This window comes from Chromobacterium amazonense, assembly GCF_001855565.1.
GTDB classification, from domain to species: Bacteria; Pseudomonadota; Gammaproteobacteria; order Burkholderiales; family Chromobacteriaceae; genus Chromobacterium; species Chromobacterium amazonense.
Genome location: NZ_MKCR01000026.1, coordinates 135,729 through 153,383, shown reverse-complemented (window position 1 = coordinate 153,383; position 17,655 = coordinate 135,729). Strand labels below are relative to the sequence as shown.

Here is a 17,655-nt window from a genome sequence, read left to right as displayed (position 1 = left end):
TGCCGGGACGATACGTTCAAGTGAAGACGCGGCGCGATGATGAAAATATGCCGCCATTATGGCGGCGTTGCGGCTTCAGCGGCGTTTTCCGTCAGCCGCCCTGCTCCACCGCGCTCATGCGGCGCGCGAATTGGCGGCTGCGCCACCAGCGCCAGCGCAGCTTGACGTCGTACCAGGCCGGCCGCAGCCCCAGCAGGAACAGGAACAACGCCAGCGGCAAGGTAAAGCCGAAGCCCAGATGCTTGAAGCCCAGCGCGCCCACCACCCCGCCCACGAAGAACGAAAGCAGGATCAGCGCGTAGACGCGGAATTTCTTGCGGTTGGAGCGCACCGCCGCCACCCGCGGATTGGCCTGGCGGTTGTAATAACTCATCTTGGCCAGCTCGATGCCGAGGTCGGTGGCGATGCCGGTCATGTGCGTGCTGCGCAACAGCCCGCCGGACAGCTTGGTGACGATGGTGTTGTGCATGCCCATGATGAAGCACAGCAGCATCACCGTCGGCGGCGTGAACAAACCCTTGTGCAGCGACAGCCCGGCGCCCAGCAGGCCGAACACCAAGAGCAGCAGCGCCTCCTCCATCATCGACACGCCGTAGCCGCCGCGCAGCCGCTGCCGCCGCGCCCACAGGATCAGCCAGGTGCTGTGCATCGCGCCGCCGACGAAGCAGCACAGCATCACCAGCAGCGAAAGGGCCAGACGGATCTCGCCGGTGGCCCAGGCGTCGGCCATGCCGGAAACAATGCCCGAGATGTGCGAGGTGTAGCGATGCACCGCCAGGAAACCGCCTGCGTTGATGGCGCCGGCGATGAAGGCCATTGCCCAGCCCAGCTGGCGCAATACCCTGTCGTTGAACCGGCCGCGGTCGAGCAGCCGCGTGATGTGGAAGTGTCGGGCCATAGGTGTGAGACAAAGAAAACGGCGACTTGTTGTCGCCGTTGTCGATATTGCGCCGCAGCATAAAGCGTTGGCAAGCCGCCGGATCAAACTTTGCGCACAAAGTCTGCCTGGCTCAGCAACCCTTCAGCGCGATGCCTGGGGTCAGCTTCTTCTGCAGCGCCTTCAGTTGTTCCGCCTGCGCCGCGTCCAGCTCCTTGAAGGTCAGCGTGGTCTGCTTGCTGGTCTGCTCCTTGGACTTGACCATCGCCTTGTCGTAACCGGCCGCCTTCAGCCGCGCCGCCAGGGTTTTGGCCGCGTCCTCCTTGCTGAACAGGCCGAGCGACAGATTGCCTTTGAACTCGTCGCTGGTGACGATGTAGTTGGTAAAGCCCTTGTCCTTCAGCTCCGCCGACAGCGTCTTGGTTTCGGCCTGGGTGGCCAACGGCGGGTAATACACCCAGAAGCGGCCGGATCCCTTGCTTTCTTCCTTGCTGTCCTCCTGCATCTGGCCGGGCTTCAGTTTCAGTTGCGGCACGCCGCCCTTCACCCGGGCCAGCAGGCTGTCGCTCAGGCCGCCCCAGCTGTAGCAGGCCACAGCTTTGCCTTTGGCCGGCTCCGCCACCTTTTCCGCGGGCTTGGCTGGCGGCTTGTCGGCTGGTTTGGACGCCTCGGCCTTCGCGGCAGGCTTGGCTTGCGCCTTGGCCGCGCTGGCCATCAGCTTGGCCTCCGGCGCGGAGGCGGCCTTGATCACGGCGGCCACGGGGGCGCTTGCCTGCGCGGCGGAGGCATCGGGCTTCCAGCTTGGCGGCAACAGCTTCACTTGGCCAGGGCTCACTTCCTGGGCGTGCAAGTCCAACGGCGGACGCTGTTTCAGCGTGCCGTACATTGCCACCACCAAGTTGAGCACCACCACCAGCGCCACAAACCACTTCATCACGAGTTCGCCACCTTGAGTAGACCCATCAATACCAGATTATCCACGATCTGCAACGGCGCCGCGAGCCACGGCGCGATGCGCGCCGCGTCGCCGCCGGTCAGAATCACCGTTGCCGGCTCGCGGCCGGTACGCTCGGCCAGCTTGCGCCGCTGCCCTTCTATCGCGCCCACCAAAGCCGCCATCGCGCCGCTGGCCAGCGCGTCCGGCGTGCCCTGCGGGAATGCCACCACTTCGCCGGCCTGCCGGTTCAGATTGGCGGTGCCTTGCGCCAGGCTATGCAGCATCAAGCCATGGCCTGGCAGGATCAGCCCGCCCAGGTAGTCGCCCTCGGCCGTCAGCGTCTCCACCGTCAGCGCGGTGCCGGCGCAGGCGACGATGACGTCGCCGCGGCAGATCTCGCGGGCGGCCAATACCGCCAGCCAGCGGTCGGCGCCTTGCTCCGCGGTGTTGCGATAATGGTTACAGACCTCGCCAAAACGACGTTCCGAATGAACGCGATGCAGCGCGCATGGCACGGCCGCCGCCAGGCCGTCGGCCACTTCGCCGCGCGCCACCGACGACATCCAGGCGCCTTCCAGCGGCAAATCGCGCCAGGCGTCCGCCAGACCAGCCAGCTCATGATGCTCGGCCGCGCCCTGGGCGACGCAATCCGCGCCCTGGTATACCGCCCATTTGACCCGGCTATTGCCGGCGTCTATCAGTAATTTCATCGGCGTTCCCTTAAACTGACTTCGCCGATATGGAAAGTCCGCAAGCCTTGCGCCGTCTCCAGCTGCAAGGCGCCGTTGTCCGCCACGCCGCAGGCGATGCCGTCCACCGGCTCGCCATGCGAGAAGCCCAGCCTCACCGCCGCGCCCTGATGGGCGGACAGCCGCCACCACTCCTCGCGCAGCGGCGCGAAACCATGGCGGCCAAAATCCGTCAGCACCCGCTCCAGCTCGTTGAGCAAGGCCGCCAACACGCGATTGCGCTCAGGCGCGATGCCGGCTTGCTCCAGCGTGGCAATCGGCTGATCCACCTCGCCCGGATCGGCCACATTGATGCCGATGCCCACCACGACTGCGGCCGGCCCCAGCGCGTCGCCGGACAACTCAATCAAAATCCCGGCCAGCTTGCGGCCATCCAGCAGCACATCGTTCGGCCATTTCAACTGCACCGGCGCGCCCAGGCTGCGCAAAGCGCGCGCCAAGGCCACCCCCACAGCCAGAGACAAGCCTGCCAGCTCGGCCATGCCGCGATTGAACCGCCACAGCAGCGAGAACGTCAATCCCGCTCCCAGACGCGCCTGCCAGCGGCGCCCCAAGCGGCCCCGGCCAGCCGTCTGCAATTCGCACGCCAGCACCAAACCATGCAAGCCGCCATTGCCGGCGCGCGCCATCAACTGGCTATTGGTGGAGTCGGTCCGCTCCGCCACCGCCAGTGTGAACGTCTCCGCCGCCGCCTCGTCCAAACCGGCGCGCACCGCCGCCACGTCCAGCCAGGAGAACGGCTGGGCCAGCTTGTAACCCTGGCCGCGCACGCTGAACACCGTCAGCCCCAGTTCGCTCTCGATGGCGTGCACCGCCTGCCAGACCAGCGTGCGGGAACAGCCCAGCGCCTGGGCGATGTCTTCGCCGGAGTGAAAACGGCCGTCCGACAAGTGGCGCAGCACCGCGAAGGCATGCTCGCTCACGCCTTGTCCTCGGCGGCGCGAATCTTGTTCAGCGTCTTGGTGGTGGAAGTATCGAACAGAAAAGGGATGGAATGCACCTGCCCGCCGCGCGCCAACGTCTGCGCGCTGCCGACTATCTTGTCCACGCTCCAGTCGCCGCCTTTGACCAGCACGTCCGGTTGGACCTGCTCGATCAACTCGGCCGGCGTATCGGCATCGAACCAAGTCACCAGGCTGACGCTCTCCAGCGCCGCCAGCACCGCCGCGCGATCATATTCGTTGTTGATCGGCCTGTCGTCGCCTTTGCCCAGGCGCTTCACCGAAGCATCGGTATTCAAGCCTAGCACCAAGCTAGCGCCCAGCGCGCGCGCTTGCGCCAGATAAGTCACGTGGCCGCGGTGCAGAATGTCGAAGCAGCCATTGGTGAATACCAAGGGGCGCGGCAGGGCCGCCAGCTTGTCGGCCAACTGCTCCGGCGGGCAAATCTTGTCTTCAAACGACGGCAACGGGTAAGTCATGCATGTCCTTGCGTAAAAGCCGGCCGGCGCGGCGGATTACCGCCCCATCAATCGCCTGGCCGCCAAACGGGTAAGTTGCGAAGCATACCACCGTAGCCGCTCCCGCCCAACACCCAGAAACGCCAAAGCCCCGGCAGAGTCTGTCGGGGCGGGTGTCGCGCATTCGGCGCACGCAAAGCGCAAAGCCCAGCTCGGTTGAGCTGGGCTTTGTCGTATCGGGCGTCTGGCGGTGTCCTACTTTCACATGGCGAATGCCACACTATCATCGGCGCTAAGGCGTTTCACGATCCTGTTCGGGATGGGAAGGCGTGGGACCACCTCGCTAAGGCCACCAGACATAAACTGTACAAACTGCAAGAAGCCTGAACCAGAGTCGCTCTCTGATTCTGAATATTCGGTATTTGATGTTCTTCGCACATCCACTCTCGTCACTTAGCCTCGCTAAGCCACTCAAATGATAGGATCAAGCCTCACGAGCAATTAGTATCGGTTAGCTTCACGCCTCACAGCGCTTCCACACCCGACCTATCAACGTCCTGGTCTCGAACGACTCTTCAGGGAGGTCAAGCCTCCAGGGAAGTCTCATCTTCAGGCAAGTTTCCCGCTTAGATGCTTTCAGCGGTTATCTCTTCCGCACTTAGCTACCCGGCGATGCGACTGGCGTCACAACCGGTACACCAGAGGTGCGTCCACTCCGGTCCTCTCGTACTAGGAGCAGCCCCCGTCAAACTTCCAACGCCCACTGCAGATAGGGACCAAACTGTCTCACGACGTTTTGAACCCAGCTCACGTACCACTTTAAATGGCGAACAGCCATACCCTTGGGACCGGCTACAGCCCCAGGATGTGATGAGCCGACATCGAGGTGCCAAACACCGCCGTCGATGTGAACTCTTGGGCGGTATCAGCCTGTTATCCCCGGAGTACCTTTTATCCGTTGAGCGATGGCCCTTCCATTCAGAACCACCGGATCACTATGTCCTGCTTTCGCACCTGCTCGACTTGTCGGTCTCGCAGTTAAGCTACCTTTTGCCATTGCACTATCAGCACGATTTCCGACCGTACCTAGGTAACCTTCGAACTCCTCCGTTACACTTTGGGAGGAGACCGCCCCAGTCAAACTGCCTACCATGCACTGTCCCCAATCCGGATCACGGACCAAGGTTAGAACCTCAAAGGGGTCAGGGTGGTATTTCAAGGTCGGCTCCACCAGAACTAGCGTCCTGGCTTCTTAGCCTCCCACCTATCCTACACAAACCACTTCAAAGTCCAATGCAAAGCTACAGTAAAGGTTCACGGGGTCTTTCCGTCTAGCAGCGGGGAGATTGCATCTTCACAAACACTTCAACTTCGCTGAGTCTCAGGAGGAGACAGTGTGGCCATCGTTACGCCATTCGTGCGGGTCGGAACTTACCCGACAAGGAATTTCGCTACCTTAGGACCGTTATAGTTACGGCCGCCGTTTACCGGGGCTTCGATCAAGAGCTTGCACCCCATCACTTAACCTTCCGGCACCGGGCAGGCGTCACACCGTATACGTCCACTTTCGTGTTGGCACAGTGCTGTGTTTTTGTTAAACAGTCGCAGCCACCGATTCTCTGCGACCTCTCAAAGCTTCGAACGCGAAGTCCTACACTCTAAGAGGCATACCTTCTCCCGAAGTTACGGTATCAATTTGCCGAGTTCCTTCTCCTGAGTTCTCTCAAGCGCCTTAGAATTCTCATCCTGCCCACCTGTGTCGGTTTGCGGTACGGTTCTTGTGTAGCTGAAGCTTAGTGGCTTTTCCTGGAAGCGTGGTATCAGTCACTTCAGGTCCGTAGACCCTCGTCATCACGTCTCGGCCTTAAGGGGCGGCGGATTTGCCTACCACCCCAGCCTACCGGCTTAAACAGACTATTCCAACAGTCTGATGACCTAACCTTCTCCGTCCCCACATCGCACTACACAAAAGTACGGGAATTTTAACCCGTTTCCCATCGACTACGCTTTTCAGCCTCGCCTTAGGGGCCGACTCACCCTACGCCGATGAACGTTGCGTAGGAAACCTTGGGCTTTCGGCGAGCGGGCTTTTCACCCGCTTTATCGCTACTCATGTCAGCATTCGCACTTCTGATATCTCCAGCATCCCTTACGAGACACCTTCACAGACCTACAGAACGCTCCCCTACCACGCATCGGCTTCCCTTAGCCTGCTTGTTTCCCTCATGGCCTGGCGACCATTGGGGTGGGCTTTGTCATCGCTTCGCGATGACAAGCTTGCAACAAGCTAAGGTGAAGCCGACGCATCCGCAGCTTCGGTTATCAGTTTGAGCCCCGTTACATCTTCCGCGCAGGACGACTCGACCAGTGAGCTATTACGCTTTCTTTAAATGATGGCTGCTTCTAAGCCAACATCCTGGCTGTCTAGGCCTTCCCACTTCGTTTACCACTTAACTGATCATTTGGGACCTTAGCTGGCGGTCTGGGTTGTTTCCCTCTTGACGATGGACGTTAGCACCCACCGTCTGTCTCCCATGCTCGCACTTTCCGGTATTCAGAGTTTGCCATGGTTTGGTAAATCGCAATGACCCCCTAGCCATAACAGTGCTTTACCCCCGGAAGTGATACATGAGGCACTACCTAAATAGTTTTCGGGGAGAACCAGCTATCTCCGAGTTTGTTTAGCCTTTCACCCCTATCCACAGCTCATCCCCTAGTTTTGCAACACTAGTGGGTTCGGACCTCCAGTGCGTGTTACCGCACCTTCATCCTGGCCATGGATAGATCACTCGGTTTCGGGTCTACGCCCAGCAACTAAAGCGCCCTATTCGGACTCGGTTTCCCTACGCCTCCCCTATTCGGTTAAGCTCGCTACTGAACGTAAGTCGCTGACCCATTATACAAAAGGTACGCAGTCACGGAACACGTCCGCTCCCACTGTTTGTATGCATCCGGTTTCAGGTTCTATTTCACTCCCCTCCCGGGGTTCTTTTCGCCTTTCCCTCACGGTACTGGTTCACTATCGGTCGATCACGAGTATTTAGCCTTGGAGGATGGTCCCCCCATCTTCAGACAGGATTTCGCGTGTCCCGCCCTACTTCTCGTATGCTTAGTACCAAGAATGCGTTTTCGTGTACGGGGCTATCACCCACTATGGCGGTCCTTTCCATAACCTTCCACTAACGCAATCTCTATCACATACAGGCTGTTCCGCGTTCGCTCGCCACTACTTACGGAATCTCGGTTGATTTCTTTTCCTTCAGCTACTTAGATGTTTCAGTTCGCTGAGTTCGCCTCCTCAGACCTATGTATTCAGTCTGGGATGACCCCTAAGGGCCGGGTTTCCCCATTCGGATATCGCGGGATCAAAGCTCTATTGCCAGCTCCCCCGCGCTTTTCGCAGGCTTACACGTCCTTCATCGCCTGTGATCGCCAAGGCATCCACCAGATGCACTTAGTCGCTTGACCCTATCATTTCAGTAACCTAGATCACTAAAACAACAAGTGTGTTTGTGCGACGACTGCACCGCCCCTTTTGAGTTGGCGACGCAGCCTTAGATACAATCAAATACCCAAGATGACGATTTGTCCGCGTAAAGAGTTAACTCTACGCTTTCATTTCGCCGTCTTATATATTCGGCTTCTTCAGTTTGTTAAAGATCGGGCGTTTTACAACGCAAACAGAATCAAACTTCTCAATTCGATTTTGTTTGCGGTGTGGTGGAGGATGACGGGATCGAACCGACGACCCCCTGCTTGCAAAGCAGGTGCTCTCCCAACTGAGCTAATCCCCCTCTTTTTGGGTGATGCTGCGTTGCTCAGTCGCTCATGTGCATAAGCACATGTCGCTCCCTCGCGCCTTGCCTGACCCAAAAAATACTGGTGGGTCTGGTAGGACTCGAACCTACGACCCCTGCGTTATCAACACAGTGCTCTAACCAGCTGAGCTACAAACCCAGTAGTCGCTTCATACCACATCCTTTTCGATCAAAATCAAGCAGATCCAGGCGAAAGCTGACGACGTGTACATCCAGTACACGAGGAGGCTTTCAACGCAGAGCTGCGCAGATTTTCATCGAAAATGCCCTTAACTTGAATAACCGATAGGCTGTAAGTACTTGACGATCGCCTTCTCTAGAAAGGAGGTGATCCAGCCGCAGGTTCCCCTACGGCTACCTTGTTACGACTTCACCCCAGTCATGAATCCCACCGTGGTAAGCGGCCTCCTTGCGGTTAGCCTACCCACTTCTGGTGAAACTCACTCCCATGGTGTGACGGGCGGTGTGTACAAGACCCGGGAACGTATTCACCGCAGCATGCTGATCTGCGATTACTAGCGATTCCGACTTCACGCACTCGAGTTGCAGAGTGCGATCCGGACTACGATCGGTTTTATGAGATTGGCTCCACCTCGCGGCTTCGCGACCCTCTGTACCGACCATTGTATGACGTGTGAAGCCCTGCTCATAAGGGCCATGAGGACTTGACGTCATCCCCACCTTCCTCCGGTTTGTCACCGGCAGTCTCATTAGAGTGCCCAACTTAATGATGGCAACTAATGACAAGGGTTGCGCTCGTTGCGGGACTTAACCCAACATCTCACGACACGAGCTGACGACAGCCATGCAGCACCTGTGTTACGGCTCCCTTTCGGGCACCAAGATATCTCTACCAAGTTCCGTACATGTCAAGAGCAGGTAAGGTTTTTCGCGTTGCATCGAATTAATCCACATCATCCACCGCTTGTGCGGGTCCCCGTCAATTCCTTTGAGTTTTAACCTTGCGGCCGTACTCCCCAGGCGGTCAACTTCACGCGTTAGCTACGCTACCAAGGATTCAAACCCCCAACAGCTAGTTGACATCGTTTAGGGCGTGGACTACCAGGGTATCTAATCCTGTTTGCTCCCCACGCTTTCGTGCATGAGCGTCAGTGTCATCCCAGGGGGCTGCCTTCGCCATCGGTATTCCTCCGCATCTCTACGCATTTCACTGCTACACGCGGAATTCTACCCCCCTCTGACGCACTCTAGTCGTGCAGTCTCCAATGCCGTTCCCAGGTTGAGCCCGGGGCTTTCACATCAGACTTGCACAACCGCCTGCGCACGCTTTACGCCCAGTAATTCCGATTAACGCTTGCACCCTACGTATTACCGCGGCTGCTGGCACGTAGTTAGCCGGTGCTTATTCTTCCGGTACTGTCATCCCCGCCAGGTATTAACCAGCGGGATTTCCTCCCGAACAAAAGTCCTTTACAACCCGAAGGCCTTCTTCAGACACGCGGCATGGCTGGATCAGGCTTGCGCCCATTGTCCAAAATTCCCCACTGCTGCCTCCCGTAGGAGTCTGGGCCGTGTCTCAGTCCCAGTGTGGCGGATCATCCTCTCAGACCCGCTACTGATCGTCGCCTTGGTGAGCTCTTACCTCACCAACTAGCTAATCAGACATCGGCTGCTCGTATAACGCGAGGCCTTTCGGTCCCCCGCTTTCCCCCTCAGGGCGTATGCGGTATTAATCCGGCTTTCGCCGAGCTATCCCCCATTACACGGTACATTCCGATGCATTACTCACCCGTTCGCCACTCGCCACCAGGAGCAAGCTCCCGTGCTGCCGTTCGACTTGCATGTGTAAAGCATGCCGCCAGCGTTCAATCTGAGCCAGGATCAAACTCTTCAGTTCAATCTCATAGCAACTTCTGGCACGCAAGTTCAAAGAAATAACTGGTATTTCCTATCTCTTGCAGTGCAAGTTTTTGGCTTTCGCCAAGCACTTACACCTATCGGTTATTCGTTCTGTTAAAGAGCTGTGCTGGTCGCTGCGACCGCCGCCTGAACCTGTTTCGTTCGGCTTGTTTCGTTCGCTGCGTCAGCTGAGCGAGGCGAACTATACGCCCGCCCCCGAACCTCGTCAACACCTTTTGCGGGAAAAAGTGAGATTTCTTCATCACAATCCTGCAAGCCGCTGATTTGAAAGAAAACTGAAATGACGGGATTACAAGACAAGGCAACGCCGCCTGGCGGCGGCGCTGTGCAAGGCAGGCTTCAAGGCTGTGTTTGAGCGGAGGATTGGGCCGCAGCGGGCTTCAAATAAGGCAGAAAAGCGTCCACCACCTCTGGCGCGTCGGGCTTGGTGCGGGTATTGATGCTGATGACCTTGCTGGCGCCCGGCAGGATCAGATACTTGTGGAAGTTCCACATTGGCGCGTCGTCGGTAGCGGCGGTCAGCGCTTTGAAGAAAGGCTGGGCGTCGCCGCCCCGGACATGCCCTTTTCCCGCCATCGGGAAGGTCACGCCATAGTTGGCTTGGCAGAACGCGCCGATCTCGCTCGGCTTATCCAATTCCTGATAGAAATCGTTGCTCGGGAAGCCTATGACCATCAGTCCACGCGGCCCATACTGCTTATAGAGCGATTCCAGCTGGGTGAACTGTGGCGTGAAGCCGCAGTGGCTGGCCGTATTGACGACCAGCACCGGCCTATCGGCATACTGGCAAAGATTGATCTCGCCGCCCATCAGACCGGGCACCGTGTAATTGAGCAGAGACGGACAACTGGCCAGCACCGCCTGTCCCCACAACAGCAATAGCACACCCCAACGCTTCATGATGCCTCCCGTCCGAACGCGCTTTCGCTTCGGCTCCGTACCACTTAGTAAGAATAGGGCAATGCGCCCTCGCCTGCCCTATCGTCTCACATTACACCAGCCGCTTGACTGCGCCCTGTCATTCTTGCTGGCTGGCGATATCGGCTCGCACCTTATCCATGTCGAGATCGCGCAGGCCCTGTATCAATTGCTCGAACTGGGCGCCCATCATCGCGCCGGCCTGGTTGAACACCATGATGCCATCCTTGATGGCGATCAGCGTAGGTATGGAGCGGATATTGAAATGGCTGGCCAAGTCGCGCTCGTCTTCGGTATTGATCTTGCCGAACACGATGTCGGCGTGCTTCTCCGACGCCGCCTCGAATACCGGGCCGAACATCTTGCACGGGCCGCACCATGGCGCCCAGAAGTCGAGGATGACCAACCCCTCTTCCTTCATATTGGCGTTGAAATTGTCGGCGGTGAGGTTGATATAAGACATGGCTGCTCTCTTTCGCTATCGGGTGGCCCGCCAGCCGCGGGCCGTCTGAGATCAACATATGAGCGCGGCAAGGCCATTGCAAGCCATCGCCCTGGTTGAATTTTTCTATTCCCCCGATAGCCGCGGCCGCTGTCAGCCGATGAACGGCAACGCCAGATACAGCTTGATCACGATGGCGTTGACGATGTCGATGAAGAAAGCCCCCACCATCGGCACCACCAGAAAGGCCAGATGTGACGGACCGAAGCGCTCGGTCACCGCCTGCATATTGGCGATGGCGGTGGGCGTGGCGCCCAGGCCGAAGCCGCAATGGCCGGCCGCCAATACAGCAGCGTCGTAGTTGCGCCCCATCACGCGGAAGGTGACGAACACCGCGTACAGCGCCATCGCCACCGTCTGCAGCAACAGCAGCGCGAAGATAGGCAGCGCCAGCGCCGCCAGGTCCCACAGCCGCAGCGACATCAGCGCCAGCGCCAGGAACAGCGACAGGCTGACGTTGCCCAGCACCGACACCTCGCGCTCGAAGATCTTGTACCAACCGAGCGCCGCCAGACCGTTGCTGATCAGCACGCCGACGAACAGCACGCAGACGAAAGTGGGCAGTTCGAACGCCGTTCCCTTCAATAGCGAGCCGATGAAGGTGCCGCCCAGCAGGCAGACGGCGATCAGCGCCAGCGTCTCGATAAAGGAGTGCGGCGTGATCAGGCGTTGAGCGTCCGGCTGCTCGAAGCCCTGCGGCGGCTGGTCGCTATTGTGTTCCGCGCCCGGCGTCTTGACCCGTTTGACCAGGAAGCGCGCCACCGGCCCGCCGATCAGGCCGCCCAGCACCAGGCCGAAAGTGGCGCAGGCCATCGCCAGCTCGGCGGCGGAGGCCAGGCCATAGGTGTCGCTGAAGGTGCCGCTCCATGCCGCGCCCGTGCCATGGCCGCCGGACAAGGTGATGGAGCCGGCCAGCAATCCCATCAGCGGGTCCAGGCCCAGCGCGCTGGCCACAGCCACGCCCAGGGTGTTTTGCACCAGCAACAGACCGACCACCACGCCGAGGAAGATGCCTACCGTCTTGCCGCCCTGCTTCAGGCTGGCCAGGTTGGCGTTCAGGCCGATGGCGGCGAAAAAGGCCAGCATCAGCGGCGTTTGCAGCGAGGTGTCGAAACGGACCTCTATGCCGGAAAACTGGCGCAAGGCCAGCAGGCAGGCGGCGACGACCAGGCCGCCGGCGACGGGCTCGGGAATGTTATACGTGCGCAGCACGCCGGTATGGGCGACCAGTTTGCGCCCTAGCAGCAGGACGAGAGAGGCGGCCACCAGGGTGCCGTAGAAATCAAGCTGGATCATCGTTTCTCCTGTTGTCGTTTTGAGCGAAAGCGCGCACGCGCCGCGACACAGACAGACCGATGATTGAGAGGAAGGCATGGCGCATTCCGCATCTTGCCGCGCGCGGCAAGGCGACACACAGGCCGCCGGCTGGCTAGTCGGCGGCTCCATGCGGAAACGCGCTGTGCTATTCGAGTGGAGGGCGCAGGAGAAAGTTCGCGTAAAAACGTTTTACAATCAGCGCGATGCGCCCATCAAACGCGGCTGATGCGCCAGCACTGGTGAATCTTGCGATTGCGGAAGTCTTCCGGCACCGATTGGGCGCTGATGTCGCGGATCTGGTAATCGTCGCTCAGCCGCTCATCCAACTGGAAAGTGCGCAGATTATTGGAGAAATACAGCCAGCCGCCCGGCGCCAGCAGCGCCATCGCGTAGTCGATCAGCCAGACGTGATCGCGCTGCACGTCCAGGATGTCGCGCATCTTCTTGGAGTTGGAGAAAGTGGGCGGGTCCATCACGATCAGATCGAACTGCTTGCCCTCGTCCACCGCCTGCTCCAGATACTGGAAAACATCGGCGCGCACCAGCTGGTGCTTGTCCAGGTCCAGGCCGTTCAGCTCGAAATTGCGGCGCGACCAATCTTGGTAGGTATTGGACATGTCCACGGTTTCCGAGCTGACCGCGCCGCCGGCGCCGGCATAGACGGTGAAACTGCCGGTGTAGGCGAACAGGTTCAGGAAACGTTTGCCGGCCGCCTCTTCCCGCACCCGCTTGCGGGTATTGCGATGGTCCAGAAACAAACCCGTGTCCAGATAGCGGTCCAGATTGACGATGAAGCGCTGGCCAAACTCTTCGACCACGAAATCATCGCCCTCGCGCCCCACTTTCTCGTACTGGCTGACCCCCTTCTGCCGGCGGCGGTTCTTCAGCGTCACCGCGGCGGCCGGGATGCCGGTCACCTGCTCGATGGCCGCGGCCACCCCATCGATCCAGGCGCGATACTCGTCGTCGCCCATTTCCCAGCCGGTGTCGTATTCCTGCAGATGCACCTTGCCGCCGTAGATGTCCACGGCGAACGGAAACTGCGGCACGTCCTTGTCGTAGACCCGCCAGGCATCCAGCCCCTGGCGGCGCGCCCATTTGGCGTAATGCTTGTAGTTCTTGGCCAGACGGTTGGCGAAGGCGCTGACATCCTGCATGAAAAATCCTCGAAGCGGCAAAGCAAAGCGCCAGCCGAGGGCTGGCGCGACATTCGGTTCAGGCCTGCATTATAAGGCCTATTGCGGGGAATACATCTCCAGCATCTTGCGGTACACCGGCTCCGGCAGGTACTGGCGAATCACGCCCTCCCAGCCGCGCGGCCCGATCAGCCCCTTGACCATGGTCGACGACACCTCGGCGTACTCGCGCGGCGGCAGCAGGAAAAGGGTGGTGATGTCAGGATGCAAGTCGGAGTTGATATAGCGCATGGTGCGCTCGTATTCGTAGTCGCTGGCGGTGCGGATGCCCCGGACGATGTAGTTGGCGCCGACGCTTTGCGCGTAATTCACCAGAAACTGATTTTCGAAGACTTCGACTCTCAGCTTGCTGAATCCGGCAGTCACCTCGCGCAGCAGCGCAACCCGCTGCTCGGCGCTGAAAGTGCAATGCTTGTCGGGATTGACGCCTACGGCGACGATCAGCTCGTCAAACAACTCCACCGCCTCTCGTATCATCCACAAGTGGCCATTGGTCACCGGGTCAAAGCTGCCGGCATAGACGGCTCGTTTCAATTGACGTTTTCCTCGGGCTTTGAGTGCATGTTCCATGGCGAATGTATCTTGCGAAGGCGGGGTGGTAAAGGAATTTTTGTGCGACGCGGCAAAAAACTGCCGCGCCAGGAGGGCCGTCAAGAAAAGATCATAATTGGCAATTGACCATCCAGCTGACGCCGAATTTATCACTAAAGCAGCCAAAAAGCGCGTTCCAGAACGTTTTGCTCAGCGGCATCGTCACCTGGCCGCCTGCGCTCAGCGCGGCAAAAACCCTTTCCGCGGCCGCGGTGTCGCCCTCCAGGTTGATGGACCGCGTGATCTGCTGGCCAGACGCCACCGGCCGGCCGGTGTCCGAAATCATCAGCGCATTGGCGCCGAAGGTCAGTCTGGCGTGCATCACCCAGTTCGGATCGATGCCGCCCATCGACGGCACATCCTTGGGCGCGTCGGCATAACGCATCAGCATGGCGATTTGGCCGTCCAGCGCCTTGCTGTAGAAATTCAGCGCCTGCTCGGCATGGCCGTTGAAGTGGAGATAGGGGTGAAGATGCATGATCCGCGTCCGCAATGGGTGAGCTTTCAGTGTAGCCGCACATGCCTGCGAAAAATGAAAAGCCCGCAACGGAAACCGTTGCGGGCTGACAGGCGCGATGGAACTCAGCCGTTGATCTCTTCCGCGCGATGACAGGCCACCATGCGCTGATCCAGCTCGCGCAGCTGCGGCACTTCCACCTTGCAGCGCTCATTGGCGTGCGGGCAGCGCTTGTGGAAGGCGCAGCCGGACGGCGGATTGAGCGGACTCGGCAATTCGCCCTCGATCTTGATCTTGATGCGGCGATCCTCCGGATGGATGGACGGCGTGGCCGACAACAGCGCCTGGGTGTATGGATGCAGCGGGCGCCCGTAGACGCGGGACTTGTCGCCCACCTCCACCGCCCGGCCCAGGTACATCACCATCAAGTCATTGGCCACGTGCTCCACCACCGCCAGGTTGTGCGAGATGAACACGTAGGCGGTGTTGAACTCCTCCTGCAGATCCATGAACAGGTTCAGCACCTGCGCCTGGATCGACACGTCCAGCGCCGAAGTCGGCTCGTCCGCCACCACGATCTTGGGGTTCAACATCATGGCGCGGGCGATGGCGATGCGCTGGCGCTGGCCGCCGGAAAACATGTGCGGATAGCGGAAGTAGTGCTCCGGACGCAGGCCGACGCGCGTCATCATCGCCCGCACCTTTTCTTCCCGCTCTTTCGCCGACAAGTCGGTATTGATCAACAGCGGCTCGGACAGCTGATCGCCTATCTTCTGGCGCGGATTCAGCGAACCATACGGGTTCTGGAACACCATCTGCACCTTGCGGCGCATGGCTTTCAGTTCGGCGCTGCCGGCCTGGGCGGCATCCTGGCCGTCCAGCAGCAGCGAACCGGACGTCGGCTGCTCGATCAGCGTCAGCTGCCGCGCCAGCGTGCTCTTGCCGCAGCCGGACTCGCCCACCACCGCCAGCGTGCGGCCGGCGTCCAGTTCAAACGAAACGCCGGCCAGCGCCTTCACCTGCGCCTTGGGCTTGAACATGCCCTGCGCCACATCGTAATAACGGGTCAAATCCCTTGCTTGCAAAACCTTAGCCATGCTGCTTCTCCTTGGCCGGCAACGGGTAGTGGCAACGCACCGCGCCATGCGCATGGGCGGTCAATCCGGGCCGTTGGCTGCGGCAGTTGTCCTGCGCGTACGGGCAGCGCGGCGACAACAGGCAACCGCTCGGACGGTCGTACTGGCCCGGCACGATGCCCGGCAGCGTGGACAGGCGGCGCGCGCCCTTGCTGTGCTCCGGAATGGACATCAGCAAGGCCTCGGTGTAGGGATGGGTCGGATGGCGGAAGATTTCCGGCACCGTGCCCATCTCCGCCGCCTGGCCGGCGTACATCACCACCAGCCGCTGCGCCACCTCGGCCACCACGGCCAGATCGTGGGTGATCAGGATCAGGGCCATGTTCTGGCTCTTCTGCAAGGACACCAGCAGTTCCATGATCTGGGCCTGGATGGTGACGTCCAGCGCGGTGGTCGGCTCGTCGGCGATCAACAGCTTGGGATTACAGGCAATGGCCATGGCGATGGCCACGCGCTGGCTCATGCCGCCGGACAGCTGGTGCGGATACGCGTCCAGACGAGTGGCCGCGGCGGGAATCTCCACCAGCTGCATCAGCTCCAGCGCGCGCGCCTTCAGCGCCGCGCCGCGCAGGCCCTGATGCACTTTCAGCACTTCCATGATCTGGTAGCCGACGGTGTAGCTGGGGTTCAGCGCGGTCATCGGATCCTGGAAGATCATCGAGATATCCTTGCCGACGATCTTGCGGCGGCCGCGCGCCGAGATAGTCAGCAGGTCCTTGCCGTCGAAGGACAACTCGTCGGCGACGATGCGGCCCTGCCCTTCCAACAGGCCCATCATCGCCATCATGGTCACCGACTTGCCGGAACCGGACTCGCCGACAATCCCGACGATCTCGCCCTGATTGACCGACAGCTCCAGCCCTTCCACCGCGCGGAACGGATTTTTTTCCGATCCGAACTCCACGGACAGATTCTTGATTTGCAACAGACTCATATTCTTATCCTCAGGCGGCGCGCTTCAGCTTCGGGTCCAGCGCGTCGCGCAGGCCGTCGCCCATCAGGTTGATCGCCAATACCGACAGCAGGATGGTCAGGCCGGGCAAGGTCACCACCCACCACGCGCTCTCGATGTAGTCGCGGGCCGAGGCCAGCATGGTGCCCCACTCGGCGGTCGGCGGCTGCACGCCCAGGCCCAGGAAGCCCAGCGCGGCGATTTCCAGAATCGCGGAGGAGAAGCTCATGGTGGCGTGCACGATCAGCGGCGCCATGCAGTTCGGCAGCACGGTCACGAACATCAAGCGGAACAGGCCGGTGCCCGCCACGCGCGAGGCCACCACGTAGTCGCGGTTCAGCTCGGTCATGGCCGAGGCGCGCGTCAGGCGCACATAGGCAGGCAAAGACACGGTGGCGATGGCGATCATGGCATTAGTCAGGCCAGGCCCGAGAATGGCCATGATGGCGACGGCCAGCAGCAGCGACGGCAGCGCCATCATGATGTCCATCAGGCGCATGATAGACGCGCCCAGCACCTTGGGGAAAAAGGCGGCGAGCAAGCCCAGGATCACGCCGGGGACCAGCGCCATCAGCACCGACATCAGGCCGATGAACAGCGACAGCCGCGCGCCGTAGATCAGGCGCGACAGGATGTCGCGGCCCAGCTCGTCGGTGCCGAACAGGAATTGCATGCTGCCGCCAGCCTGCCAGGACGGCGGCGTCAGCAGGTGGTCGCGATACTGCTCGATCGGGCTGTACGGCGCCAACGCCGGCGCCAGCAGCGCACAGGTGACGATGAAGACCACGAAGACGAGGCCGGCGACCGCGCCCTTGTTGTGGGAAAAGCCCTGCCAGAACTCCTTCAGCGGAGACGGATAGGACAGCGCCAGGTCGGCCGGCTGAGCGGCCGCGGTTTGCTTGGTTTGGCTCATAGTGCGTCCCTG

General features: G+C 60.2%; 14 protein-coding genes, 2 tRNA genes and 3 rRNA genes. All 19 read right to left on the bottom strand.

What is annotated here, in order from left to right:
- Nucleotides 1-91: 91 nt before the first annotated feature.
- The 19 genes from BI343_RS10970 to BI343_RS10880 all read right to left on the bottom strand — a co-directional run bounded on the left by BI343_RS10970 (nucleotide 92) and on the right by BI343_RS10880 (nucleotide 17,643).
- Entirely contained in the window at nucleotides 92-898 is an 807-nt protein-coding gene (locus BI343_RS10970; protein WP_043628957.1) for a YoaK family protein, read from the bottom strand.
- A gap of 112 nt (nucleotides 899-1,010) precedes the next feature.
- Nucleotides 1,011-1,811, bottom strand: coding sequence for an SPOR domain-containing protein (locus BI343_RS20590; RefSeq protein ID WP_071109714.1), 801 nt, complete (start codon nucleotides 1,809-1,811; stop codon nucleotides 1,011-1,013).
- Nucleotides 1,811-2,524 (bottom strand): type III pantothenate kinase, encoded by a 714-nt coding sequence (locus BI343_RS10960; RefSeq protein WP_071109713.1) that lies wholly within the window; start codon nucleotides 2,522-2,524, stop codon nucleotides 1,811-1,813. Before BI343_RS10960 ends, BI343_RS20590 begins: the two co-directional genes overlap by 1 nt.
- Nucleotides 2,521-3,486, bottom strand: a complete 966-nt coding sequence (locus BI343_RS10955) for a biotin--[acetyl-CoA-carboxylase] ligase (RefSeq protein ID WP_071109712.1) — start codon at nucleotides 3,484-3,486, stop codon at nucleotides 2,521-2,523. The genes BI343_RS10960 and BI343_RS10955 overlap by 4 nt, the downstream gene beginning before the upstream one ends.
- The gene (gene rfaE2, locus BI343_RS10950; protein ID WP_071109711.1) at nucleotides 3,483-3,983 is read right to left on the bottom strand and encodes a D-glycero-beta-D-manno-heptose 1-phosphate adenylyltransferase; all 501 of its coding nucleotides are present in this window, start codon (nucleotides 3,981-3,983) and stop codon (nucleotides 3,483-3,485) included. The genes BI343_RS10955 and rfaE2 overlap by 4 nt, the downstream gene beginning before the upstream one ends.
- A gap of 221 nt (nucleotides 3,984-4,204) precedes the next feature.
- Nucleotides 4,205-4,319, bottom strand: a 5S ribosomal RNA gene (rrf, locus tag BI343_RS10945).
- Between the two features lie 123 nt (nucleotides 4,320-4,442).
- A 23S ribosomal RNA gene (locus tag BI343_RS10940) occupies nucleotides 4,443-7,430 on the bottom strand.
- Nucleotides 7,431-7,680: 250 nt separating this feature from the next.
- Nucleotides 7,681-7,756 (bottom strand) — tRNA-Ala (locus BI343_RS10935).
- 86 nt (nucleotides 7,757-7,842) lie between these two features.
- Nucleotides 7,843-7,919: transfer RNA gene (locus BI343_RS10930), tRNA-Ile, on the bottom strand.
- 181 nt (nucleotides 7,920-8,100) lie between these two features.
- Nucleotides 8,101-9,638, bottom strand: a 16S ribosomal RNA gene (locus BI343_RS10925).
- Together the 16S, 23S and 5S rRNA genes with 2 tRNA genes alongside form the textbook arrangement of a ribosomal RNA operon.
- A 362-nt stretch (nucleotides 9,639-10,000) precedes the next feature.
- Nucleotides 10,001-10,561: a glutathione peroxidase gene (locus BI343_RS10920; RefSeq protein ID WP_071109710.1), complete on the bottom strand. Its 561-nt coding sequence runs from the start codon at nucleotides 10,559-10,561 to the stop codon at nucleotides 10,001-10,003.
- A 118-nt stretch (nucleotides 10,562-10,679) separates the two neighbouring features.
- Nucleotides 10,680-11,042 (bottom strand): thioredoxin, encoded by a 363-nt coding sequence (gene trxA / locus BI343_RS10915; protein WP_043628244.1) that lies wholly within the window; start codon nucleotides 11,040-11,042, stop codon nucleotides 10,680-10,682.
- 132 nt (nucleotides 11,043-11,174) lie between these two features.
- Complete coding sequence (gltS, locus tag BI343_RS10910; protein WP_043628246.1) at nucleotides 11,175-12,377, bottom strand: sodium/glutamate symporter; 1,203 nt, start codon at nucleotides 12,375-12,377, stop codon at nucleotides 11,175-11,177.
- Nucleotides 12,378-12,610: 233 nt separating this feature from the next.
- A complete protein-coding gene (locus BI343_RS10905; RefSeq protein ID WP_071109709.1) occupies nucleotides 12,611-13,555 on the bottom strand; it encodes a class I SAM-dependent methyltransferase in 945 nt (314 codons plus the stop codon).
- Between the two features lie 78 nt (nucleotides 13,556-13,633).
- Nucleotides 13,634-14,164: a pantetheine-phosphate adenylyltransferase gene (coaD, locus tag BI343_RS10900; protein ID WP_043628250.1), complete on the bottom strand. Its 531-nt coding sequence runs from the start codon at nucleotides 14,162-14,164 to the stop codon at nucleotides 13,634-13,636.
- Nucleotides 14,165-14,255: 91 nt separating this feature from the next.
- Entirely contained in the window at nucleotides 14,256-14,663 is a 408-nt protein-coding gene (locus tag BI343_RS10895) for a VOC family protein (RefSeq protein ID WP_071109708.1), read from the bottom strand.
- Nucleotides 14,664-14,767: 104 nt separating this feature from the next.
- Nucleotides 14,768-15,739 carry a peptide ABC transporter ATP-binding protein gene (locus BI343_RS10890; protein ID WP_071109707.1) on the bottom strand — a complete coding sequence of 324 codons (972 nt, stop codon included), beginning with the start codon at nucleotides 15,737-15,739 and terminating at the stop codon, nucleotides 14,768-14,770.
- A complete protein-coding gene (locus tag BI343_RS10885) occupies nucleotides 15,732-16,712 on the bottom strand; it encodes an oligopeptide/dipeptide ABC transporter ATP-binding protein (RefSeq protein WP_071109706.1) in 981 nt (326 codons plus the stop codon). The genes BI343_RS10890 and BI343_RS10885 overlap by 8 nt, the downstream gene beginning before the upstream one ends.
- Before the next feature lie 10 nt (nucleotides 16,713-16,722).
- Nucleotides 16,723-17,643 (bottom strand): ABC transporter permease subunit, encoded by a 921-nt coding sequence (locus tag BI343_RS10880; RefSeq protein ID WP_071109705.1) that lies wholly within the window; start codon nucleotides 17,641-17,643, stop codon nucleotides 16,723-16,725.
- Nucleotides 17,644-17,655 lie beyond the last annotated feature (12 nt).